At 45.8% G+C, this 23,426-nt stretch carries 25 protein-coding genes and 1 pseudogene; 15 read left to right on the top strand and 11 right to left on the bottom strand.

Going from position 1 to position 23,426, the window contains the following annotated elements; genetic code table 11:
• Positions 1 to 15 precede the first annotated feature (15 nt).
• The 10 genes from tssF to U9O48_RS23115 all read left to right on the top strand — a co-directional run bounded on the left by tssF (position 16) and on the right by U9O48_RS23115 (position 10,562).
• Positions 16 to 1,770, top strand: coding sequence for a type VI secretion system baseplate subunit TssF (gene tssF / locus U9O48_RS23160; RefSeq protein WP_324724449.1), 1,755 nt, complete (start codon positions 16 to 18; stop codon positions 1,768 to 1,770).
• A complete protein-coding gene (gene tssG / locus U9O48_RS23155; protein WP_324724448.1) occupies positions 1,734 to 2,819 on the top strand; it encodes a type VI secretion system baseplate subunit TssG in 1,086 nt (361 codons plus the stop codon). The genes tssF and tssG overlap by 37 nt, the downstream gene beginning before the upstream one ends.
• A complete protein-coding gene (tssJ, locus tag U9O48_RS23150; RefSeq protein ID WP_324724447.1) occupies positions 2,797 to 3,342 on the top strand; it encodes a type VI secretion system lipoprotein TssJ in 546 nt (181 codons plus the stop codon). The genes tssG and tssJ overlap by 23 nt, the downstream gene beginning before the upstream one ends.
• Positions 3,342 to 3,797: a type VI secretion system baseplate subunit TssE gene (tssE, locus tag U9O48_RS23145; protein ID WP_324724446.1), complete on the top strand. Its 456-nt coding sequence runs from the start codon at positions 3,342 to 3,344 to the stop codon at positions 3,795 to 3,797. The genes tssJ and tssE overlap by 1 nt, the downstream gene beginning before the upstream one ends.
• A 22-nt stretch (positions 3,798 to 3,819) precedes the next feature.
• Positions 3,820 to 4,293: a hypothetical protein gene (locus U9O48_RS23140; RefSeq protein WP_324724445.1), complete on the top strand. Its 474-nt coding sequence runs from the start codon at positions 3,820 to 3,822 to the stop codon at positions 4,291 to 4,293.
• A 54-nt stretch (positions 4,294 to 4,347) separates the two neighbouring features.
• Entirely contained in the window at positions 4,348 to 5,727 is a 1,380-nt protein-coding gene (locus U9O48_RS23135; protein WP_324724444.1) for a VasL domain-containing protein, read from the top strand.
• Positions 5,728 to 5,740: 13 nt separating this feature from the next.
• The gene (locus tag U9O48_RS23130) at positions 5,741 to 6,403 is read left to right on the top strand and encodes a SanA/YdcF family protein (RefSeq protein ID WP_324724443.1); all 663 of its coding nucleotides are present in this window, start codon (positions 5,741 to 5,743) and stop codon (positions 6,401 to 6,403) included.
• Positions 6,404 to 6,719: 316 nt separating this feature from the next.
• The gene (locus U9O48_RS23125; protein ID WP_324724442.1) at positions 6,720 to 8,039 is read left to right on the top strand and encodes a site-specific integrase; all 1,320 of its coding nucleotides are present in this window, start codon (positions 6,720 to 6,722) and stop codon (positions 8,037 to 8,039) included.
• Positions 8,029 to 10,128 carry a hypothetical protein gene (locus tag U9O48_RS23120; protein ID WP_324724441.1) on the top strand — a complete coding sequence of 700 codons (2,100 nt, stop codon included), beginning with the start codon at positions 8,029 to 8,031 and terminating at the stop codon, positions 10,126 to 10,128. Before U9O48_RS23125 ends, U9O48_RS23120 begins: the two co-directional genes overlap by 11 nt.
• The gene (locus U9O48_RS23115) at positions 10,128 to 10,562 is read left to right on the top strand and encodes a hypothetical protein (protein ID WP_324724440.1); all 435 of its coding nucleotides are present in this window, start codon (positions 10,128 to 10,130) and stop codon (positions 10,560 to 10,562) included. Before U9O48_RS23120 ends, U9O48_RS23115 begins: the two co-directional genes overlap by 1 nt.
• A 183-nt stretch (positions 10,563 to 10,745) precedes the next feature.
• On the opposite strand, the gene U9O48_RS23110 is transcribed toward U9O48_RS23115, so the two are convergent.
• Positions 10,746 to 11,066, bottom strand: coding sequence for a helix-turn-helix transcriptional regulator (locus U9O48_RS23110; protein ID WP_324724439.1), 321 nt, complete (start codon positions 11,064 to 11,066; stop codon positions 10,746 to 10,748).
• Between the two features lie 101 nt (positions 11,067 to 11,167).
• On the opposite strand from U9O48_RS23110, the gene U9O48_RS23105 reads away from it, so the two are divergent.
• A complete protein-coding gene (locus U9O48_RS23105; RefSeq protein ID WP_324724438.1) occupies positions 11,168 to 11,698 on the top strand; it encodes a hypothetical protein in 531 nt (176 codons plus the stop codon).
• Positions 11,699 to 12,389: 691 nt separating this feature from the next.
• Here U9O48_RS23105 and U9O48_RS23100 read toward each other — a convergent pair.
• From U9O48_RS23100 to ptsJ, 5 genes and pseudogenes are all read right to left on the bottom strand, one after another.
• On the bottom strand, positions 12,390 to 12,692 hold the full coding sequence (locus tag U9O48_RS23100; protein ID WP_324724437.1) for a hypothetical protein: 303 nt from the start codon (positions 12,690 to 12,692) through the stop codon (positions 12,390 to 12,392).
• Positions 12,693 to 13,497: 805 nt separating this feature from the next.
• The gene (locus tag U9O48_RS23095; protein WP_324724436.1) at positions 13,498 to 13,971 is read right to left on the bottom strand and encodes a hypothetical protein; all 474 of its coding nucleotides are present in this window, start codon (positions 13,969 to 13,971) and stop codon (positions 13,498 to 13,500) included.
• Positions 13,934 to 14,108: pseudogene (locus tag U9O48_RS23090) on the bottom strand (IS3 family transposase); the annotation flags it as partial. The pseudogene U9O48_RS23090 and the gene U9O48_RS23095, both read right to left, overlap by 38 nt.
• Before the next feature lie 16 nt (positions 14,109 to 14,124).
• On the bottom strand, positions 14,125 to 14,844 hold the full coding sequence (locus U9O48_RS23085) for a type 1 glutamine amidotransferase (protein WP_324724435.1): 720 nt from the start codon (positions 14,842 to 14,844) through the stop codon (positions 14,125 to 14,127).
• 57 nt (positions 14,845 to 14,901) lie between these two features.
• Positions 14,902 to 16,206 carry a transcriptional regulator PtsJ gene (gene ptsJ / locus U9O48_RS23080; RefSeq protein WP_324724522.1) on the bottom strand — a complete coding sequence of 435 codons (1,305 nt, stop codon included), beginning with the start codon at positions 16,204 to 16,206 and terminating at the stop codon, positions 14,902 to 14,904.
• Between the two features lie 69 nt (positions 16,207 to 16,275).
• Between ptsJ and U9O48_RS23075 the strand changes: the two genes are divergently transcribed.
• Genes U9O48_RS23075 through U9O48_RS23065 form a run of 3 tightly spaced genes read left to right on the top strand, consistent with a single transcriptional unit; the run spans position 16,276 to position 18,174 of the window.
• On the top strand, positions 16,276 to 17,085 hold the full coding sequence (locus U9O48_RS23075) for a YggS family pyridoxal phosphate-dependent enzyme (protein WP_324724521.1): 810 nt from the start codon (positions 16,276 to 16,278) through the stop codon (positions 17,083 to 17,085).
• Between the two features lie 4 nt (positions 17,086 to 17,089).
• A complete protein-coding gene (locus U9O48_RS23070; protein ID WP_324724520.1) occupies positions 17,090 to 17,950 on the top strand; it encodes a PfkB family carbohydrate kinase in 861 nt (286 codons plus the stop codon).
• Positions 17,944 to 18,174 carry a hypothetical protein gene (locus U9O48_RS23065; RefSeq protein ID WP_324724519.1) on the top strand — a complete coding sequence of 77 codons (231 nt, stop codon included), beginning with the start codon at positions 17,944 to 17,946 and terminating at the stop codon, positions 18,172 to 18,174. Before U9O48_RS23070 ends, U9O48_RS23065 begins: the two co-directional genes overlap by 7 nt.
• Before the next feature lie 229 nt (positions 18,175 to 18,403).
• Here U9O48_RS23065 and U9O48_RS23060 read toward each other — a convergent pair whose 3' ends face one another.
• The 3 genes from U9O48_RS23060 to U9O48_RS23050 form a co-directional block, all read right to left on the bottom strand.
• Positions 18,404 to 18,688, bottom strand: coding sequence for a Rho-binding antiterminator (locus U9O48_RS23060; RefSeq protein WP_324724518.1), 285 nt, complete (start codon positions 18,686 to 18,688; stop codon positions 18,404 to 18,406).
• Positions 18,685 to 18,951, bottom strand: coding sequence for a DUF2024 family protein (locus U9O48_RS23055; protein WP_324724517.1), 267 nt, complete (start codon positions 18,949 to 18,951; stop codon positions 18,685 to 18,687). The genes U9O48_RS23060 and U9O48_RS23055 overlap by 4 nt, the downstream gene beginning before the upstream one ends.
• A gap of 142 nt (positions 18,952 to 19,093) precedes the next feature.
• A complete protein-coding gene (locus U9O48_RS23050; RefSeq protein WP_324724516.1) occupies positions 19,094 to 19,324 on the bottom strand; it encodes a glutaredoxin domain-containing protein in 231 nt (76 codons plus the stop codon).
• Positions 19,325 to 19,435: 111 nt separating this feature from the next.
• Here U9O48_RS23050 and U9O48_RS23045 point away from each other — a divergent pair, with 111 nt between their 5' ends.
• Positions 19,436 to 20,008 carry a MarR family winged helix-turn-helix transcriptional regulator gene (locus tag U9O48_RS23045; protein WP_324724515.1) on the top strand — a complete coding sequence of 191 codons (573 nt, stop codon included), beginning with the start codon at positions 19,436 to 19,438 and terminating at the stop codon, positions 20,006 to 20,008.
• An 82-nt stretch (positions 20,009 to 20,090) separates the two neighbouring features.
• Here U9O48_RS23045 and U9O48_RS23040 read toward each other — a convergent pair whose 3' ends face one another.
• Both U9O48_RS23040 and U9O48_RS23035 read right to left on the bottom strand, forming a co-directional pair.
• Entirely contained in the window at positions 20,091 to 21,017 is a 927-nt protein-coding gene (locus tag U9O48_RS23040) for an ATP-grasp fold amidoligase family protein (RefSeq protein ID WP_324724514.1), read from the bottom strand.
• Between the two features lie 1,540 nt (positions 21,018 to 22,557).
• Positions 22,558 to 23,157, bottom strand: a complete 600-nt coding sequence (locus U9O48_RS23035; RefSeq protein WP_324724513.1) for a hypothetical protein — start codon at positions 23,155 to 23,157, stop codon at positions 22,558 to 22,560.
• Positions 23,158 to 23,426: the final 269 nt, after the last annotated feature.

Below are 23,426 nucleotides of genomic sequence, written 5' to 3'. Positions count from 1 at the left end.
CTAAGCAGAATAAATATGGATGATTTAACCCTGCGTTATTATGACGCTGAAATGCGCTATCTGCTGGAAGCCGGTGAAGAGTTTGCCCGTGCTCACCCCGAGCAGGCGGCAATGCTCAATCTCGATAAAGCGGGGGCGCGCGACCCGTACGTGGAGCGACTGTTCGAGGGCTTTGCCTTCCTGATGGGCCGGTTGCGTGAGAAGCTTGATGACGACCTGCCTGAACTAACCGAAGGGCTGGTCAGCCTGCTGTGGCCGCATTACCTGCGTACCATTCCGTCAATGTCGGTGGTGGAGTTCACCCCTGACTGGCGTGAGATGAAAGAGCAGATGCGCATCGTCAAAGGCTTTGAGGTGAACTCCCGGCCGATCGGTGAGAAGGGCACGCGTTGCCGGTATACCACAACCAAAGAGATTACCCTTCAGCCATTGTCGCTTGAGAGTGCCCGACTGGCGACCGATCCGGATGGCCGTTCGGTCATCACGTTGCGCTTTAACTGCAGCCACCTGGCCGACTGGAGCCGTGTCGATCTCAGCCAGCTCCCGTTCTACTTCAACGCAGACGCACCGCTGGCCTGCGCCATGCATGAAGTTTTTACCATGAACACGGCGCGTCTCTGGCTGCGGATGCCGGGTAACATGGACAGAAGACCGCTCGACGGGTATTTCACCGCGCTGGGTTTTGGCGACGATGATGACCTGTGGCCGAAGGGAAGCAGCAGCTTTAGCGGCTATCAGCTGCTGCTGGAGTACTTCACCTTCCGTGAAAAATTCATGTTCACAGGGCTGCGTGGGCTGGAGACCGTGGTCTTTCCGGCTGAGCTCCCATGGTTTGAAATTGACGTGGTGCTGGCGGAGCGCTGGGAGCATGATTTCAGCTTTACCGAAAAGCATCTGCGCCTGAACTGTGTGCCGGTGATTAACCTGTTCCCGCTGGAATCTGACCCGCTGACGCTCAACTCCCTGCAGACAGAATACATGCTGCGCCCAATGCGCGTGCAGGATGGTCATACCGAGATATACGCGGTGGATTCGGTGATGTCATCAAGCCAGCACACCTACGTGCCGTTTTCGAGCTTCCGCCACAAAGGTGGAATGATGCGTCATGAAGCGCCGGAATATTACTACCACACCCGCGTGCGCCGTGGCCCGTCGGGCCTGCATAACACATGGCTTATCCTTGGCGGTGAAGCCTTTGATAACCATACGGTACCGGAAGACGAAAGTCTGTCCCTGACGCTTACCGGCACTAATGGCCAGTTGCCTCGACGAGCACTGCAGAGCACGGTGCTGGATACGGTGATGAAAACCACCTCGGCCAGTATCGCCGTGCGTAACCTGTGTGCGCCGACACTGCCCTGTTATCCGCCGGCGCAGGACCGTTTCCACTGGCGCGTGCTGAGTCACCTCGGCAGCGGATTCCTGTCGATGATGGATAATGCCGATGTGCTGCGCGGTACCCTGGCGCTGTACGAATGGACCGACAGCGAGATGAACCGCCGCCGACTGGAAGCCATCATTGACGTGAAGCACAGCGAAACCGAGCGGTTTGAGCAGGGCTACCTGGTACGCGGTGTGCAAATTGAGGTGACGCTGGACAGCCACGGCTTTGCCGGGCGCGGTGATATCTGTCTGTTCGGCGAGATGCTGAGCCGCTTCTTCGCACTCTACACCGACATTTATCTGTTTAATCGCCTGATTATCATCCTGCAACCGACCGGAGAGCGCCTGGAATGGGAAGAGAAGCACAACCGCCGCATTCCCGGCTGACCCCGCGGCTGGAGGCCGACCTTCACCGCATCAATTTTTACCGTTTATGTCAGCTGCTGGAGAAACGTAACCCGGGCAGGCCGCTGATGGGCTCGACCAGTCATCCGGCGGATGACCCGGTGCGCTTTGCGCCACATCCGGGGATGGGTTTCCCGGCCAGCGAACTGAAGGCTGTCGAATATGACGAGGATGATGACAGCAGGCCACCGCTCATCCGCACGACCTTTATGGGGATGTACGGTGTCGATTCTCCTTTGCCCACAGCCTACCTTGATGACATCACCCAGCGCCGCGAAGGGCATGAGGCGCTGCAGGGCTTTCTGGATATCTTCAGCCACCGCATCCTGACGCAGTTTTACCGCATCTGGCGTAAATACTCTTACCCGGCCACGTTTGAGCCTGGCGGCACCGACAGCATTTCGCAGTCGCTGCTGGGTCTGGTGGGGCTGGGCATTCCGGGCACCGCTGAGCACATCGCCACCCCGGTATCGCGCTTTCTGTCGCTGCTTGGCGTACTGCAGCAGCCAGGTAAAACCCAGGAGGGGATGCAGGCGCTGGTGAGCCTGCTGGCACCGGACACCACCGTACAGGTAAGTCCGTACTGCCTGCGGCCGGTGGAGGTCAGTCAGCCGCTGGGCTTTTACGGTGATGACGATTTTCTTCTGGATGGCAACACCCCGCTGGGTGAAGAAGCGATGGATGCTAACAGTCAGCTGCTGATTGCCCTGTCCAGCGATAACGAACAGGAATCACAGGGCTGGAAACCGGATGGCTTGCTGTATCAGGACTTCCTCGTGATGCTGCGGGTGTATCTGGGCTGGCGCTTCAAGGCAAAAATCACCCTGACCACCGCCACCCGTCTGCTGGCCGCACCGCCGCTCGGCGAAGGCCCGTTCTGGCTGGGGATGAATGGAGTACTGGGCGCGGATGGCGAAGACCTCCCGGATGATATCCCGCAGACCTTTACGACGGAACTGGGCTATTACACCGGCCTGCAGCCCGCAACACCACAACAAGGAAACCGACGTGTTACGTACAAGTTTGATTAAACCCGCGTGCTGGCTGCCTGCACTGCTGGCGTTCAGCCTGACTGGCTGTGGGGTGACGCAGGGCGTCGCAGATGGTACCAAATCGGTCTATACCGCGGTGTTTTACAAGAAAATTAAAGTGCTCCATCTTGATTTCACGGCGCGCGAAGCACTGAACACCGATGCGCGAGAGAGTAACTCCCTGTCCGAGCCGGTGGTAGTCCGTATTTACCAGCTGAAAGACCGCAAAGCATTCGACAAAACGGTCTACCAGCAGTTGCTGAAAGACGGCGACACCATTCTGAAGGCCGACCTGCTGGCCACCCGCGATGTGGTGGTAAAGCCGGGTGGTGATGCAAATCTTGATATGCCCATGGAAGAAGATGCGCAGTTTGTCGCCGTGGTCGGGTTGTTCCGTCACCCGGATATGGTCAACAACACCTGGAAGCAGGTTCTCAAACGTGAAGATCTCGATCCGGATAAGGCCCGCATTCTGGAAGCCGGAAATAACCACCTGACGTTACAGCCGCTGAAGGATGACTGATGCCACAGGGACACAACACGCCATCGTTGTATGAAATGCTGAGCGGGAATTTCTCCGGCGGCCTGAGCCTCAGCCAGGTCAGTGAGGAGAACCAGGTGATTTTATCGGTGCTCGATAACATGCAGCGGGTGCTCAACTGCCGCGCCGGTACGCTGGCGCATCTGCCTGACTACGGCCTGCCGGATATGACCAAAATCCTGCAGGGGATGCCGGGTACAGCCCATGAACTGATGGGGACCCTGTCGTCTGTACTGCTGAAGTACGAACCGCGGCTTAAGAAAATCGACGTGGTTCTGCTTGAGCAGGACATTCCCGGTGAGCTGCGTTATGCCATTGATGCCGAGCTGAAAGGCATCGGCCTGGTGCGCTATGGCACGGAATTTATGCCTGAAGGTCGCGTGCTGATACGTCACCTCAAACAGCAACAGTATCTTGACGCACAGACCCGCCTCTAATCTCCTGACGGACAGTGAAAGTATGTCGGCAAAAGCCCGTTTTTTGAAGAAGTTGCAGGATCAACACCCGCGCAGCACCGCCTTTGACACGAAAGCCGAAGCGGATATTGCGGCATTTCGTCAGCGGATAAGCCTGCTTCATGAGTCTATGGATGAGTGGCTTGCCGGTACAGAGATACGTACCGAAGCTACCGCAACTTCGTTGATTGAATTTCTGATTGGTGGCACATCGTTTCCGGTTCCGGGAATTGCTTTGCACTATGCGCAGCGGAGTATCCGGTTTACCCCTATTTTTCTGTACGGGCAGGGCGTAACCGGCTGTATTGAGGTTTGCCTGACTGCAGATGGCAAAATCAGTCCCCTGTACCGGCTGTTTATGCGCAGTGGCGAGCAGGATAACTGGACCTGGTGCCCGGCAGGAGCGCAGAACGGAAATCCTGCCCGGTTTGATGAAGAGGCATTCTTTACGATGATCGCACCTTTGCTCCCCGAGTAGCCCCTGCACCTGATTGTGAGCCCGGCTCGCATTTATGCCCACGGACACCCCAACATGCATGACGAACAACCCCGCCAGGTGAGAACCGGTGGCGATCCGCGTTCATTGTCTGAGTTTATGGCACTGCGCGATGAGATGAGTAAGCTGACGCATCCGGCACGCCCGGATGTCGACTGGAAGCAGGTGGAAAAGCTGTCGCTTTCCCTGTTTGAAATCAACGGTGTGGAGCTGCAGACCGGCGCCTGGTATACCCTGGCGCGCAGCCATCTGGCACGGGTCAGTGGCCTGAACGAAGGTCTGGCCATATTGACTGCGCTGTTGAGCCATCAGTGGGCTCAGCTCTGGCCACAACCGGCACATGCCCGGGCTGAGATAATCAACGGCCTCCTGCAGCGTGTGCAAAAACTTTTTCGCACCTTTTCGCTGGGCGCTGCAGATGTTCCGGCTCTGGTCCTCGCTGAAAAGCGACTGCTGGAGATGAAGGACATACTCAGACGCCAGGAACTGGAACATGCCTGCCAGATGAACCCGGTGATGCAGCTGATACGCAGCGCGTTAGGCCGGCTGGAGAACTCTCCTCAGCCTGGGGATGAGCCCGTCGGGAACACGGTACCCGGACAGGACGTTGTCATTGCTGAAGACGCTCCGGCCAGCCGCCTGGTGTATGTCATCCAGAAAGCGCCGGGAGTGGCCATTCAGGTCACTGAAGAACAGCCGGTGCCGCCGAAACGCTGGCCTGTCTTTGTAGCCGGCATGGCGACCGCACTGGTGCTCAGCGCGGCCACGGTCTTCGGCTGGCAGGTTGTCCATCGCCCGGATAAAGCGACCCTGCCAATGGCGGCATCTGTCGCCTGGGTACCGGAGGCGATGACGCCGGCGCAAATTGAAGCCTTTCGCGGGACTGAAAGCAGCAAGACTCACTCCGGGATGTGGCTTGCGCGCATGTCCAGTCAGGTCAACTGGATAACCACGCTGGCACCCGGCTGGCGACTCCGCTACGGTCAGGGCCTGGTGTCGCAGGCTAAGGCGTTGTGGCCTGATGATCCTGCAACCCGGGCACTGGTCAATCGCTGGGAGCAATATCAGGCAGGCCGGACGCTGCCCGCGAGTGAACTGACAGGCTGGCATGACGGAATGGCACAACTCCGGGCCTTGTCGGCGCAGCTGGATGCGCTGGACAGGCAGAAAGGCAAGTACATGACCGGTAGCGAGCTGAAGACGATCGTCTGGCGTATCACCAGCACGTTCGCCAGCGCGGTTCCGGTTGAGGAACAGCTGCGGCAATTGGTACCTGCTGCAGGAGAGACAAATGCGCCTCAGGCGAACATCGAGCAGGCGGCACGTCATCTGGACTCGCTGATCCATGTGCTGGAGCAGGTGTCGTCGCAAAAAGGTGATGCACCCTTGGTAAAAACCAGTCACGCCAATGAGTAAATGCAGGAAAGCAATGCGATTTCTGAACAAAAAAATCATCAGCCTGATCATTCTGTTTGGCATAAGCGCCGTAGGTTTCGTTCTGTACGCCAATAGCGAGGTGGAAACGACGACCCGGGCGTCAGTCCGGGATACGGTCGATAAACTACCTTACCGCGCTGTAGGTCTGGTACCCGGGACACGGCCGGGTGGCACGTATTTTCGTAACCGGATCGACTCTGCGGCCAGGGCGTACCTGGCTGGGAAGGTCAAATGGTTGATCGTCAGCGGGGATAACCAGCACGCTGATTACAATGAGCCTCAGGAGATGCAAAAAGCGCTCATCGACAAAGGTGTCCCTGAAAGTGCGATCTACTGCGATTATGCCGGGTTTACGACTCTCGATTCGGTGTTGCGGGCCAGAGATGTCTTTGGCCAGACCCGGGTGACAATAATCTCGCAGCAGTTTCAGAACCAGCGCGCCATCTACCTGGCACAGCACTATGGAATTGATGCCGTCGGGCTAAATGCGGCAGACGTACCAGCAGCTCAACAACGTGTACTGGGGACAGTCCGTGAATATGTTGCGAGAGCGCGCGCGGTGCTGGATGCAAACATCATCAGACGACAGCCTCATTTTACCGGGCCAACAATTACGCCAGGAACAAGCTCTGTTGAGCGCTGTCCGGCAATGTAGCTCATAGCCATAGCTCTGCGCCATTAGCATGTTCAGCCGTAGTTCCGTAATGTAAGTGTGTGAATCTTAAAACCATTTATAAATCAATCACTTACGGCGCTTAATAAACATTATGTTAAATAACCTCCATGGGTCTATTACTTCATGGTTCACTCGTGCGGCCACAGAAATCAGCATGTTGTGAATTTTGAGATACCTCCCTTTTATTGCATTAGGTCTGTCGTACATTTACTTCACCTCATGCTGATTGTTGGGTGTTTCTATGTACTCACTTACCCAGATTGTAAGTTCAAACGGCCGAAGGCACTGGATTCTGATGGATGTAAAAATCTGTTTGCCAGCACTTTATCCGCTTAGGTATCTAGTTGACCATCTGGAGTATCGCTCGCTTTCAACTCAATCAGCTTCTCTCCAGGCGATTAAGTTTTTTTATGAGTTCTGGTTCATGAAGCATAGAACCACATTCTGCTATAGCTTTTACTGCTCCGGACATGACCCTGCAATCGCCATTCATGAGATGGCCGACTTTTTTCAATACTTAGAAAATGGTCGCCTAGTCAGCTTCGTACCAAAAGCTCTGCCATTTAAACATTCTAGCGGCATGACAAATGCCGCTAGAGTACGTGCAGTGATTAGATTCATAGGCTACCTGATCGCTACCTATGTATCTCCGTACTATCGAAATGAAACGCCCAAAGAACTGTCTCGTCATGCATCCCGTCTCAACACTCGATTGCTGATATGCAAAGATGAGTTTAAAACTCTGGAAAGAGGCAATCAGCAGTATTATTCTCGAGTCATTCAAGGATTTCAGAGTATGACTGGTGATATGGTTGAAAATGTATATCGCATAGTCGTACCAAGTTCAAAACATAAAAATAACTTTCTAAACCCCTTCCCTTCTGGATTTATTCAGCTTCGCAATTATTTAATTATGCGGTTAATGCTCAACTATGGGCTGCGTGTTGGTGAGCTGTTATTGTTAGAGTGCGCGTCGGTTAAAACTAGTATCAAAGGAGATAAATTTAGCTTAATCATTAGCATGCCTCGCAATATGACTGATCCAAGAATACATGCACCATCATTAAAAAATGAGTATTCGCATCGAGTTTTGGAACTAGACAAAATAGATTATGAATTCCTTATGATTTACATGCAAAAAATTCGAAAAAACTCAATGACTCATGACTTCATATTTGCATCAAGTCAAAACCCTGAAAGCCCGTTATCCTATAATGCAGTGCATTTGATTTTCTCTGAGATAGATAAGGTTTTTTCACTTAACTATCCTGAATGCAAATCAGCTGAACGCTTTGATGCTCTAATGAAATTTACACCTCATGTTACACGGCATACATGGGCTTACTTAACTTTAAAGAAACTATATCATTTGCAAAATAAAAGATTCAATGGCTCCGGTAATGATTTCGTCAAAAACTCACTTTCAATAGGGGTGATGGATGAGGCAAAAGAGGCTCTCCGTTTGCTTGGTGGTTGGAGCATAAAAAGCCAAATGCCTGATCTTTACGCCAAAAGATTTTTATCTGAGCAAGCTAATGCAGCAAACATCCAGCGAATATTGCAACATGACTCTGATTTCGATTGCTTAATAAAGGAGTTGTTTAATGGAGTTTAAGCCTAACACACTTCTCCCGCAAGATTCTGGAATGTATGATCAGAATCTTTCTTCAAAATTAGAATCTTTAGTTATTCCCCAAAACATTTTTTTGAAATCCAGCAGCGATTTTGATGATAAGCATATTCATAACGAGGGTGATAAATGGGTTTTTTATTATTCCGGAAGTAAACGGTATGTTTATTTTAAGCTTGATGAGTTAACAAATACGCTCTTGAAGTATTTTTGTTTCAAATATGCATCAACGATGTTCCCAACTTTCTTACCAGTACTATCACATCAGTGGACACAAGCATTCAGTTACTGCAGAGAAAATGGCGGCTTTACATTACTTATATTGCGACAGTATATAGAAAGTGATGACCTCGATGTCAGGGCTTTCTATTCTATATTATTTGGCTTGAAGATCCTTTGTTCTGAGGAGTTCCCTGGATTCACTTTGGAAGACTATGAGGATCTTGAGTTTATTCCCAGACCAAATGCGTATAACTGGGATATTTATCAGGACATTGACAATATTCTCGAACCTTTTGAAAAAAGCATGATAAGCAAAGGTTTATTTGAAATGGCAACGGCATTGGTCAGAGGTAAATCTTATAACATTAGAGATCTCAAATATGCCTCAGTACTCGGATTAAGTTATGTTACTGGGGCGCGCCCTGTGCAGTTGGCAAAGCTAGCTGTTAGAGACTTGCGTATTGATACCACTAATACTGATAGTGGGCTAATTCGATATAGCATTCTGTTACCCAAGGCTATCAGTGACATTACTGAGGATTTCATTGAACTTGATGATGTTGTAGCACACATAGTTCAACCCTCATCAGAGCTTCGAGGCCGTGCAGGACTGCGCGATAAGGTCTCGAAGGCATTAGCGAAACGAGACTGCCGACCAACAAGAATCACTCCAAGCACTGGTAAAGGAAAGATAATCCATTATTCAAAATCAGACCTTAGTTGTTATCTTAAAAAAGAATTTGACGGTAACGATGCAAATACTCCTTGTACTCATTCGTGGGTTGACAATGGTAAAAGGTATGAAACTAAATATGAAGATTTGTTGTTTTTGTACCCTAAGGGGTCGTTAACTTTAAAGCGACGCATGACTCTGAAAACGATACCATTACCGTTAAGTAATGATGGTATGAACAGGTTTCTTGGTAATTTTGAAGGCTATGTTTCTATATTTGATAAGTACAATCTGTTGGAAGATGATGGCCGCCCTACCCAGCTTCGTACTCATATCCCCCGTCACAATATAAACACTTTTCTAGCAATTGCAGATATTTCAGAACACTTACAAGCGATGCTGATGGGGCGTGTTGATATCGCTCAAAATAAACATTACCAGCATCTAGCTCTCAAAGAGCGGCGAAAGGCAGCTTCTCTTGTTCCGTTAGTTCCGATCGTACAAGAGCAGGTAATATCTACTGCTGTTGGTGCTGTTACACCACTTGATGCGGTAAAGCAAAACGGTATGATGGTATTTAGCAGCACGCAGAATCTGGAAACCAATATAAAGGCGAATCTGCATACCTTTGATAATCGTGATGATGTTGCAGGATTCATCGAAGCATCGTTAGGCGATGGATTATTCGAAGACATAGCCGCTGCGTTCGAGGAAATAAGTAAAAACGAAGGGCCATCGCAAGCGTCTGAAATGGTGAAAAGGCACGCGGTACTGCATCCATTGAAATTGGGGTCCTGCATGAGGGACATTAACTTGTGGGGATGCCCATATCGAATGAAGTGTCAGGCATTGAAGTCCTGTGAGCATTTCACGTTGACCGGTCGTATTGATGAATACTCTGCTGTTGTAGCCAAAGGTCGAGCGTTAAACGAGGCTACGCTTGCTTTCGAACAGTATACCGCAGCCCTTCCGGACAACCAGCTAATGCAAGGTAATATCCAGGAAAATCTAGCACAGCTAGATGCCTTAACTAAGGAATTACGCAGGCGCTCAAACTCGTTGCAAGTCATCCCCTCTCATGTGGTCCTGTCTGGAGAGATGAAAGTAGAAGGTGAAATTCGTACTTTGGCTCAATTATTTGCGCTCGAGAACCAAAAAATTAAACAAGGAGAAGACTGATGCGTGGTAAAGAATTGGATACTCAGATCGAGCATGAACTCCAACTGATGTTGATCGAAGGGTTTGATAAATCGCCTATTTCAGCTAAAAGCTTACACGCGAGACTTAAATCAAAAGGCATCATCAATGGCGGCTTAAGTACATTAAGTAGCATTGAACGAAAGCGTCTTATTGCAGCCTATGTCGATCAACAACTATCTCCTCTAAATCTTCGCCCCAAAGAAAAGCAGCAATATGTGAATCGTAAGACTCGTCAGGCTTTGCTTGGTCGTAATCAGCAGCTTCAGGAAGAGAATAAAGAGCTGCGCGCACAGCTTGCGCAGAATACCCTTTCATTGATTGAAATTGTCAAAGCGGTAAAAATCAATACGGTTATACCGGTAGAAAGCCTTCTAGCCCCGCATATCATTAGAGAACTGATCAATTCGCGATGATTGTGGAACTTGGGTCTAATCCCAGATAACACGCTCTCAGGCATTTTCGGCATCATAAGTTCGCACTATGGCGATTATGCAAAGCAGATGGTAATGAAGCTGTCTCGCCAGCAGACAGCTGAAAACTCGGAACTCTCAAAAAATGCGTGGAACTAAAACGGGGGTGCTCACAATAAACGAATGTCATTTTTTAATACCCGATGACATTTTGAGTGCTTGGATAAGGTTGCTTCGCTCTTCTTTTGTCATCCGGGAGATGAGCAATGCAAGTTCTGCCGTCGTCTGGTCATCACAGAAAAAATAATTCAACGGCACGTTTAACTCCGCAGCCATCCTTCGCAGCGTATCAATATCAGGGACATGTCGACCTTTCTCATAATGGTTCATGCGACTACTGGCCGACGCAGGATCAAAACCAACAAGAATCCCCAACGTCCGTTGAGATATCCCCGCCGTAGTACGGGCATCTTTGAGTCGAGCAGGTATTGGGTTCTCAGTTGACACGTGCACATCTTCATAGACCTTAGATAGCTTAGATTGTCTAAGTATCTTCCAATGCTGTATACTTAGCAATCCTAAGCACTCGTTTGGTTGTTAATTGTTCTATGAATACCAGAGTAGTAAATGCAGAGTCTTATATTTTTTCTGCGATAATTAGTATCGATATCAAAGGGTTTACAACTTGTGAGCTGGCCCATGCACTTGTTGAACAATTCAATTTCCCTAAAAATATGCCAAAAACTATGGCCTTTTCCTATCGGCATCTTCAAAGCCTAGTAAAAAAAGGGTTATTGATTAAAAAAAGGAAAAGAGGCATATATCAGCATATTTATTCGCGGACTGTAGATTTTAATGAATATGCTCAAACTTTAGAATTAATTGCTCAGAATGAGCCCGAGCCCGCTCATCAAAATAATACCAGTCCGATTTGCAGTCATTATGAAATGATGAATATCTTGCTCAAAAAATATCAACACGAGCTAGAGGTAACCACTGGGCAAAAGGAAGTTTATGATGAACTCATTAATGACTTACCTGGTCATAATGCCGAATTGAAAAGCATGTCAGATAGGCAGTACAAAAAGGTCGTTAGAATAAACGCCAAAATAGAAGTTTTAGCTAGTATGATAAGCTAAAGTTAGTTACTGTACTGAAGATAATTATGCTAAGTGGATTTTATGGTAAAGCCTCACCAACGATACCATAATATCGTCTACAACACATAGGCTATTGGTTACGTACATAGCACGCAACGGCCCATCACCTCACTTGCCCCTGCTGTACTTGAACGATAGCTTCCTGGGATGGGTTAGCACTTCAGGGTTATCTACAAATCGGTCTGTTATTCAGACACCGGAAACGTAACCGGTATTGAAATTAGGGATAAAATGGATCACTCATGAACACAAAAAATCCTTTTGCGCACCTTTCTTTACGGACCGAAAAATTCAGGGCTAAATTATTAGCTAATGCAAAAACAATACTGCGTGAGGATCTTCGATTGGATATGAACATTAGTGAAACTGCCGGTAAATGCAGGAAAAATAATAGAGTTCGAAACAATTCAACACTTGAAGACTGAATAACATCAGTTACCCCTGACTTCTTCAGCCCATGGTTGGAGAAGTCAGGCAATCGAACCGTGTTGTGAAATTGTCTCGCTACGGTGTCGGGAATTGATTCTCAGCTCCCCTTTCCAGTCATCACACATGCGCCCTCTTGCGGGCAGATTTTTCAAACGGGTCCTAGATTGAGAAATGGACGGTGTGGCGACGATTGTAGTGAGGAAAATAAAACACCCGGCACTGGGGCCGGGTCTGGCATGTATCATGAAACAGTCATGATTCTGTCGAACATGTCATTGCCCGGCCTACGCTGTGCTGTCACCCATAGCCTTATTTGTGCTAATCGTTGCTCTTCCTCTCTAACATCGCCTTGAGGGTCAAAAATGAGACGGCCCATTGTCCTAGTTTTAAATATCTCACTATAGGTACTAATTTGTCGTATTAACTCAGTAAGAAATTCACTTACGTCATTACCAAAAAATATACCCGCATCTCGGAAGGTAATTTTTGCCTGAATAATATCGTTATCTGCTGGCCCGTATCTCTGTGCATCGAACTCATCCATTATTGATGTGAATGCATTCCGTATATCATACGATAATCAACTAAATCAATATTCAAACCTCGCTCTGATGCCTGATTTGCACTGCGGTTTGCTTTTGCTGATTGATATAATGCTATTCCTGAAAATAGCGCGGCGACCCCTGATATAGCACATGCCACGGCCGCTATAATATCTGTTTGTGTCATTTCATTACCTACCTACACTATCGACTGTAATCACCGATTGATCACCTTTTTCTCTAACACGGGTAATTATTTACCTGATTGCTTTCAGGGTATTGACCAAAATGGCGGTTGAGGTAAATCTTGCGACAGGTGTTCAGAACGGCTACTGAATTGAACCTTACACGCCGGCCTTCACCCCATAAACGTGATTTCTGTGTCAAGAATTTATGCTTATACAGCCACCTGCTGTGTGAGCGGACGACTAAGTTTTACAGGAATAGAGTTCCATTTGGTTTAGACGGAACTATGACCTATGGATACCGGGACCAGATTCACAGGCGACAGTGGCTTTACGCTTACCAACAAAAGGGCAATTAATTGCCCTTTTTAATCAGTCTGCAACAATTTCTAAACCATTGATGAAATTGCGCCACAGTCATGAGGCTTATCAAAATCAGAGGTGCTTTTGATATATTCAGTAATCAGCGCACCAATAATCTTAACTGCATCTTTGTTCGTTGTAATGAAGCCCAATGGCATAGTCACAGACAGCGTTTCTGGTTGAGAAATATGATAGATAACAGCAGATAATTCATCCTCAAGATGAAGAATCTAAACATTACCATTTAACAGTCCTTCAACTAGCCCTTTAGCGCGCGCGTGGAATTGCCCAAGTCCATGCTTCCAGTGCCTTGCAACCCAGGCATCAGTTGCATCCTGAATAACACCGGTTTATACAGCCGGTTATCCTTCGTAGCCGACCTGTTAAGAAAATCGCTCAGGCTTGAGATAAATCGGGCGCTCTTTGACCAGTAGGGATCTGATGGAGCTACCCAAACGAACGGGCTACCGCCATAATCGGTTTTGTCTCTAATACGCTGCTTGAGCACCGGTACCAGAGTTTTCTGCAGCGTTTCCCAGTTGTCTTGAGAATAAACCGGACCTAAAAAAGTCGTCCCGCCTGAGTCTGAGTATTCTTCAAGTGCCTGTATATCCTTGATAAATAATGGATTAAGCTGATTCGTATTAGAGTCAAACAGCTTAAGCGTAAGATCATCGTGAATCGCCACGGATAATCTAGACACTTCCGAGCCCTTGATAATACTGGTTTTCATATTCAGCCGGTGACATCTGATCGCTCGAAACATGCCGACGCTTACTGTTATAAAAGATTTCGATGTAATCAAAAATATCGCTACGGGCTCTTCACGCGTTCCGTAGATCTTTTTTTTATCCGTTCGCGTTTCAGTAGTTAAAAAAAGCTCTCATCACCCTATCTTGTAACTAGCTTCCAGCTTATCCAGAAAGCCAAATAATACCTGATTCATTTCGCCGTAGTCGTGCGCACGAAGTTCTTCTGGAGTGTTAACGAAGCGGAAATCTGCGGCGCAAATTAGATCTGTCTCTGAATTAGCAATCAGTAATTCTACAAGGTCCAGTGTAAGTTCCATGTGACACTGGAAACCAAAGACGCGATCTGAGTATGAAACTATCTGACGCGGGCAACCTTCGCTATAAGCTATGATTTTTGCATCTGGGGTCAGGCCAGGCATGTCATTATGCCAGTGTCCGACTTCTAGCGTCTTTGGAAAGTGAGAGAACATCTCATCTTTGCGGCCATCTTCAGTTAGTGTGATAGGAAATTTACCAATTTCTTTTTCAGGGCTGTTGGCAAAAGGTGCACCCAATGCTTCACCAATAAGCTGCGACCCGAGGCAGATTCCGATTACGACCTTGCCAGTTTTAACAGCGGAATTAATCAATGACTGCTCATTCTTAGAGTCGAAGTGAGTACAATCTTCCTGTTTTGTTTCCGGACTCTGAGGTCCACCCATAACAATAAGAAAATCAATGACTTTGACATCTTTTGGTAATGTATCACCAGCATAAACGCGAGTGAATGTCACATCGTGTCCATGATTTCTGGCCCAAGTTTCGTAGGCACCAGGTGCTTCGAAATCTTCATGTACGATGAAATGAACGTGCATTACAAATAACTCCATATTAAGAGGCCGATCTGTTCAGGCCTTTTTTGTGGTGAGAATCTAATTCTGCTGGGTCAGAATCCCGGCCAGTGATTTCACGATTAGTTTAATTTCCATTGCATCGAGGTCTGAAATGGTGATTCGCACCCCGGAGCTAGCATTGTTCAGGACGAAACCTTCCCCACCTCTAATCAGCCAGCCCCTTAGAGCCATTTGCATAACAGTCGCAGCGCTGTTCTGTTCAAGAGGAATCCACACATTGAGGCCGTCATGGTGGTCTGAAACTTTGATACCATGTTGTTTTAAGGCATTGGTGAGCAATTCTCGCTTTTCAAAATAGCGCTCACGCGCGGACAAGATTGACTTCTGGAAGCCAGATGAATGCATATGGCCAACGACCATATCTTGCAGAATATGGCTTACCCAGCTAGTCCCTTCATTCAGACGCAGGCGCAGGCGCAGTGAGGTATCCGCATCGCTTGCGACAAAGGCCATACGCAAATCAGGTCCCAAGGACTTTGAAATGGAGCGGATGAGTACCCAATTGCGAATATTCTCCGGAACAATGTGGTAATAGTCATGTGTTGAGAGCATTGAAAAGTGATCGTCAACTATCACCAAAACGTGGGGATAACTTGCCAGCAGAGTGCGAATGCCTTCAGCACGCTGAGCACTAAGGCTAAAACCGGTTGGATTGTGAGCTCGTGGCGTAATAATCACCGCCTTCACACCAGCAGATAACTGTCGTGAAAGCGACTCAATTTTCATTCCTTCTTCATCTATTTCCACAGGAGATGCCTGATAGCGGTTGTGGCGCAGGGTACTGATGCTACTAAGGAAGCAAGGATCTTCAACAGCAACACGATCACCAGCAATCAAATAACTGGTAAGTACCCTTTCAATAGCATCAACTGCACCGTTAGTCAGATTTAGATCAAAAGGTGATTTGAGATCGGACTTTAGCCATTCAAGCCCTATAGCCTCAAGTTCAGGACGAATAACGGTTTCACCGTACAGACTCGGCGTGCTTTGGATATGCACGGCAAGTAGGCTCACAGAGGGCAGAATCGAAACTGCAGGATTGCCACTGGCCAGATCGCGAAGAACAAGGTCCGGCGCACTACCTTCAATATCCGTGAGCATAGTGGGATCACGCACAATAGTCCCATTTCGGCCTCGGGATATGAGAAAACCTGCGTCCGTCAGTCGCTTATAAGCCAAGGCGACCGTATTACGATTGATACCCAATTCACTCGCCAGTTCACGCAATGTGGGAAGCATCATGCCGGCAACAAGGTCGCCTGCCTGAATCATTGCTCGAATCTGTTCGAAAATATCACCCGCTGTTTTGCCGTTTATATTCATTGACCTGGTTCAGATATGTGTTTAGCCTAGGACAATATTAGGTGAGTACGGAGCACTTGTCTATCCGCCATGAAAAATACAGAAAACTTTGTCAAACCATCCTCTAACTCAGACACCCAGCCCCTTTGCGAAATGCACAATCGCTGGCCGCGTGCGGAAAGCGTACAGGATTTCATCGACAATCTGGCTGCGGTTCAATCACGGATTGAGTCAGCCTGCCAGCGTTCAGGGCGTAAGGTATCAGACGTTCGTCTTCTACCTGTCAGTAAAACAATGGACGAGACGCACATTCGAATGGCGTACAAGGCGGGATGCAGACTGTTAGGTGAAAATAAAGTGCAGGAAGCCTGGCGAAAATCACAAGCAATGTCGGAGCTGAGCGATTTGAGATGGTCAGTGATTGGTCATCTTCAGTCAAATAAAGCCAAATTTGTGGCCAGATTTGCCAGTGAGTTTCAGGCTCTGGATTCATTTAATACGGCCGAAATACTGGACAGGCGACTACGTATTGAAGGGCGGACGCTCAATGTTTTTGTTCAGGTGAACACTTCAGCAGAACCCTGCAAGTTTGGTCTGGCACCGGAAGCCGTCGTTGACTTCATGGAAAAGTTGAATCCATTAAAAAACCTACAGGTAATAGGGCTGATGACCCTTGCGGAATTCAGCTCTGATGCCGATCGCGTCAGAGCATGCTTCATCCGGTTACGCAAACTGCGCGATCAGCTTGCTGATGCTTATGGCAACCTGCAGCTATCAATGGGCATGTCAGGTGACTTCGAGATTGCTATTGAAGAAGGTGCCAACATCGTGCGCGTAGGTCAGGCGATCTTTGGTGCTCGTTCGATTCCTGATGAATATTTTTGGCCGAAAGGAGAATAAGCACATGACACCGCGAAATCCCCAGACAGAGCGGCTAGCCCGTACTGCCGACATCATTTCCGTTCAGTCTCAGGTTGTTTATGGCAGTGTGGGTAACAGTATCGCTTTGGCCGTGCTTGTTAAGCATGGGTGGCACACTCTTGCAGTACCGACTTTCCTGCTTAGCAACACACCCGACAATCAAGGCTGTTATGGCGGCGAGATTCCCGATGCTTGGTTCTCCGGCTTCCTTCAGGGCATAAAGGAACGTAAACAAGACACCCAGTTACGTGCAGTTATTACGGGATACTTAGGTAGTACATCGAAAGCAGAACAAGTTTTTGCATGGCTCAGCCAAATAAGGGCTGAAAATCCAAGAATACTTATTGTAGTGGATCCAGTTATGGGAGACGACGATACGGGTTTTTATGTCGATCCGGATCTCACTTACTGGTATCGTAATCATCTTTTACCGCTCGCAACTGGCCTGACGCCTAACCGCTTTGAACTTGAATGCCTGGTGGGTAAAACCTTAATTACCGAACGAGAAATCATCACCTCAGCCCTTACACTTCTTAACGATAAAACACAGTGGGTTGTTGTGACTAGTGCCTCACATAATGAGCACAGCCAGATGCTTAAAATCATCAGCGTCTCTGCCAGTATGGTGCACATTGTTGAACATGAAGCACTACCTAATCCGCCAAAAGGCACTGGTGATCATTTTACAGCAGAACTGACGGCAGGTTTGTTAAGTGGTTTGCCCCTTGAAAAGGCTGTCGAAACAGCCTCTGAACTGACTCGACTTTGCGTGCAGGACTCACTCAATGACGGTACAGGTATGCTTTATATTCGGAAGCTAAACTCAGGAGAATTCGAATGCTGACAACTCACCGCCTTAGTGTTTACTTCCATGACAACTTAATCGGCAACCTGGACTGCGAGAATAATCAGGCTGAAACGCTCATCAGAAAACTTCAGAGTGTTCTTTCTGCCGAGGAGGGATGGTCCTCAATTAGGTTTGTGTCTGATCAGGAAAAGCGCATCCTAGAAAGCAGCCCTGCAGGTATCAAACTTATCAGCAGTGAAAAAATCTTCCGAAAAATATGAGTTTCAATTAGTCAATGGCCATAACATTAGGACACGTTATAGCCATGAATATTGATAAATTAATACGTGTAATATGCAATTTGCATGCAAGTATGTTGATATTTGTCAATACCATAATGCCAGCCTCCTGTTCCCCCTGAAATGATATTCAACCTGTTTCTTGTTTGGAGAATCAGTTTATATCAGCTGCCTCAGGGGGCGGAAGTAAATAAATATCAACACTTGGTAACTACAGCAAGTCTATGTCATCTGGTCTGGCGAATATAATTTTCCCGAAAATGGCTCGTGTAGAGAGGGGAGTAATTGCTGAAAGAAAATCAAGGCGGATTTTCCGATGAGTTTCTCTGCCCTCTATTTCCAGAAATTCCTCTCGTTCAATTGTTGTGTGGGTAGTCAACGCTTTGCCATCGAAACATGAACCATCAGTTAATTCAATCAGCAACTTGTACTGGTACAAACAGGCGATCTCAAGGTAATCGTGGAGATCGCAATTAACAGGTTGATAGAGTTTCACCGGAATTCTTCACATCCCTGCATTGGAATAATGAAATACCCCTGTCCGGACATTGCACTGACCATCTCCTGGGACGCGAGTTCGCTATGGCAAAAATGACAAAGATCCTGTGAGATATCTGCTTTATGCACTCCATTACGTGCCAACCACTCTCTGGCATAAAGCATAGCCAGGTCAACATCTTTTCTGGCAATCAAAACGTCAAAATGTAGATAACGACTATCTTGAGTCTGTACATGAGTATCAAAAACATGAGCTTCCATAACTACGTGCCCTCTCTTAATCACTAATGAAGGGAGATTGCCAGAGCCACCTCCCTGCTCCCGGTTGCGGGAATTTCTATCATGATGGACACATTGCAATGTGCTACACCACTCTTCTTTCCCCTTACCGGCGGTAAATCTATTATTTCAGCGCCTCAATAGATGCGCCGAAATTGATGTGCAGCACGTTACCGTCAATGACCAGTGCAGGAACAGATTTGACTCCTGCAAGCTCAGCTTCGGCAACCCTATTTGGGTGTTCACCAAGATGTACGACTTCCACTTTAACATTTGGTGAAAGATGATTAAGTAACGTTTCTTCTGCAGAAACACAAACCGTACAACCTGCATGGTAAAAATGAGCTGTTAACATTAAATACACTCCATAATTTAGTATCGATCCGATACCATTTCAATACTACGATTATTTTAACGTTTGTCAAGATGGTATTTAATCGATACTATATTTGCGGAGGATTTTACAATGAATGACATGTCACTCTTTGACCTACTGGACAGGCTTTCGAGCCTGACCCGGATGTGGTTTCGCCAGCATCCACTACTGGCTGACCTTCAGCCGGTGCAACTTAGCGCACTGATGTATCTTGCTCGTTGCAACCGCTACTCTAATACACCACTCGGTGTCACTGAATACCTGGGGCTGACCAAAGGCACCGTATCGCAGTCACTAAAAATACTTGAAGCAAAAGGGCTGATTACTCGTACGCAGGATGTCCGTGATAAACGCAGTGTTCATCTTCAATTGACGGAAACGGCCAGCACGTTGCTCACCGCGTTGCTGCCACCGCAATTTCTGGTCGATGGTGAAACAGGAATGGGTACTCGTGCAGATTCGCTGAAGATATTGTTACTGGAGCTGCTGAAGGAAATTCAGCGAACCAATAATGTACCGAGTTTTGGTTTATGCCATTCCTGTCATTTTCATCACTGCGTTAACGGGATGCCTTTTTGCATGCTTACAAAAGAACCGCTCAGCATCGATGACAAAATGCTGATTTGTCGTGAACATCAGCAAGCAGAAAACGATGTTTCCTGAAGTATTGAGGATTCCAGCCCGTTACACAGGCTGGAAATCACCAGATCTGGTCAATCGTAAATGAAAAACTAAATCACGATCATTAGCTTACAAATAGCTTTTGTTTCAGACCATCTGGTTCGTCATTGCTATGTTTGTCAGGTAAACACCAGACAGAACCCATTAATAGATCTAGCTCTTCTGGGAAACCTTTACAAAAACCAGCACATGGCGTGAGCGTTATTTCTCCGAAATACAATCCCTGCCTGGTAATGTACCAATCGAATCTGGCGTACTCCAACTCACCAAGAAGAATCTCACTGTTTTTTAGCGCTTCGATAAGCGCTTTTTTTTCATCAGCAGAGAATATTTTTATTTTGTCACCAAATGAAGAGAACAAGTTATTTACAAAAAAGAAAGTATTACCCTTTCCTTCCCGCTGGTCAACGCAGCCATACTCGATCATCTGTAGTACATAAAAAACATGCCCCTCCTTCACTCTGAACATGTGTATTTTATAGTCATTGACTCTCTTACTTTGCATAGCGAGGTTTTTCTCTGCAATTAAAACAGGTTGAATTTTTTTATAATGGAATTCTCCTTTATGCCTTGAATAGTCATTATTTAACCACACTGATGCTGTGATCAATACTTCAGCAGCTAGAACTGGTATCAACCCCTCGTCAATAAAAATTAAACTACCAGACGCATTGTTAGGTTTCAAAATGCATTTCTTAAGCGAGTACAAATCTTTCTTTAATTCATCAACGCTATGGTAAGTGCCCAATAACGGTATTAAAAACGCACTTCCAATTTTCGACTCAACATAGTTCCTTACTCTTAGCTTATCTGCATACAGAGCGTAGTTGTCATTAGTAATACAGGTTGTTTTCTTTCTGTATAATACTTTCTCGGTAAACTTGATAGGTTTTGTTAAATTTGGTAGCGACCGGAAATTCCTGTAATACTCAATTCTATCTTTGAAAACCCATGGAATGCTGTGATATAAACGCTTGATAAAAGATTTCATATTTCAACTCCTGTTATAAAATAGCTTCAGGTGCATAAGAAAAATTCTTTTTGATATTATATAACTCGCAAAAGTAGCCGAGAAGAATTCAGCAAACAAAAAACCACATGTTGCGCCGATAATCCCATATCGAAGTGCAAGTAAATATGTGAATGTAATATGAACCACGAAAGTAAGAATGTGGCTTATGATGTAGTGATATTTATACCTCTCTCTCTTTATAACTTTAACAGATAGCTTTGTGATTGATGAGAAATAGAAAGAAATTAAAATCAATGTGACGATCAAATTTAGCTTTTCATACCCCTCCCCTAGAAACATTGGTATCAGATACTCACCGCAGTAATGGCTTATAAAAATGGCGATCAATAACATTAAAGACAATAACCGGATGACGCTTATTGTTTTTGCGATTCGAATCGTACTATCTGTAACTTTACTGAGCTTAGCTACTGCAGTAGTTGTTAGTATATTTGGAAGCATAAATACTGCATTTGATATGAAAAACGCGACCGCATAAACTGCAACCATATTCCGACTCCCCAATGCAGCGAGAATAAAAAAAACCGTCCGTTGATTAATTAGCAAAGCCAGGTTTGGAATTAGATTTATCGCCCCATATCTTATGAAATATAAAATAATTCTCCTTTTTATTACATACTGGACTTTAATAGCATCTCCAGAATACAGTCTATACACAGCGGGTACTAATACTTCAAAAATAATCGGTAAAGATAAAAGTGCGAACGATAACCGATAATGTACGATAAGAATCTTACCTAAAGAAGACATTAGCAGTGTAACTATATTAATCATGACATCATTTCTGTATAAACCATTTGCACGGTTATACAAAAGAGCAACATCAGCACCCTGTATTAACATTGCAATGGATATTGCCAAAATATAATACAAGCATCTAATGTCAACCTCTCCAAACACTATGATAAATAAAAGCACAGCCGTATTGATAACCACTCCAGTGCACGTACGCATTAGAATAAGGTTACCAACCCAGTATTTTTTATTTATGTTTTTTAAATCTTTGTAGAAAATCGCATCCGTACCAAATTTCGCCATAACTAAAGAAAATAGTAACACATTGGAATATAAACTGATTGTTCCATAGTAGTACGGACCAATGTATTTAACACATAAAATGGATGTGTATGTAACAGAGCAGAGATATATTATCCGCTCTACCGTTTGCCATGATGTGTTCGATAACATCCAATTGAGATTTGAAACAAATAATCGTATCCTTCGCATTCAATATGGACTTGGATGTTTAATTTTTAATATATTTCTATTTTTTATCGCAAAAAAAATAGAAGCGCAGCATATTGTTATTATATAAATTATTAATAGTGAGTAAACGTTTTTTGCATCATAGTTAACATCTAAAAGCATAGCTCCGCTTAATAGTAAAAAAATTACTATCAGATACCAAAATGAGAGTTTATATAAAAACGTCTTATCGCGGCGCCTTAATAGTACTCGCGATGAGAGGCTGTGACTTTTGTTCATTGCACCCTCCTGGCTAAAATGTATTATTCTGCACGGACTTCATATTCAGCATGCTGATATAGAAAATCAGTGATCTTAATATACTGTATAAATCGCTTTCAGTTTTAGCACCGACTTTATCCATTATCGATCTCTTTATTGAGTATATGCGCTGCCACGAAAGATTAGATGTCATTATCATTTCATGCGTACCCTTACCTTCAAGGAAATACTTAATAAACTGTAATTCCCTTGGCGAGATGACCAAACAATTTGAACACCACTCCTTGAAGAATGAGTAGTTGAAAACATTGCTAAACTGCATGATATATCTTGTTATTTTATCAATGATTATATCAACCTTTTCATTCATACTGATTACAAGTTTATTCATTGTGGCGGGTAATTTACGCAAAACATAATACAGCCGTTCACTACAGATGATAATTACTGGAGTAAATGAAAGGGTCAAAAGCGCATGACTTGTATCTAACCCCCCTGCTTCATCATCGAAAACATACATAGAAATTTGTTTTGATGATGCATTATTTTTAATGAAGTTTTTGGCAATGCTATAACCACCTAAAACTGCATATTTGTTTTCGCCTTTTACAATTAGATTGAATTTATTCATTCTTGTGTCACTATATAGAATTCTTTTAAGAAAATCGAAATAGCATGCAACTCACAATCACTTTTAGCTGATTCTTTCTAAAAAATTTGACTGGAATGGCATTTCCACCTTAACGTCTATTTTTTTTAAAAATTGCGATCTAATTGAATAAATCGCCAAATTTTGAAATCAATTAAGCATAGATAATTGAATAAAACATGGTTTTTCCACCAAGGTAAAACCATGGTATATTATTTATTACCCAATGCAATATATGAAATGTTTTTTAG

This window comes from Lelliottia sp. JS-SCA-14 (assembly GCF_035593345.1).
Classification (GTDB): Bacteria; Pseudomonadota; Gammaproteobacteria; order Enterobacterales; family Enterobacteriaceae; genus Enterobacter; species Enterobacter wanjuensis.
Note: the sequence above shows the minus strand (reverse complement) of the source record. Positions and strands in the feature narration are given on the sequence as shown.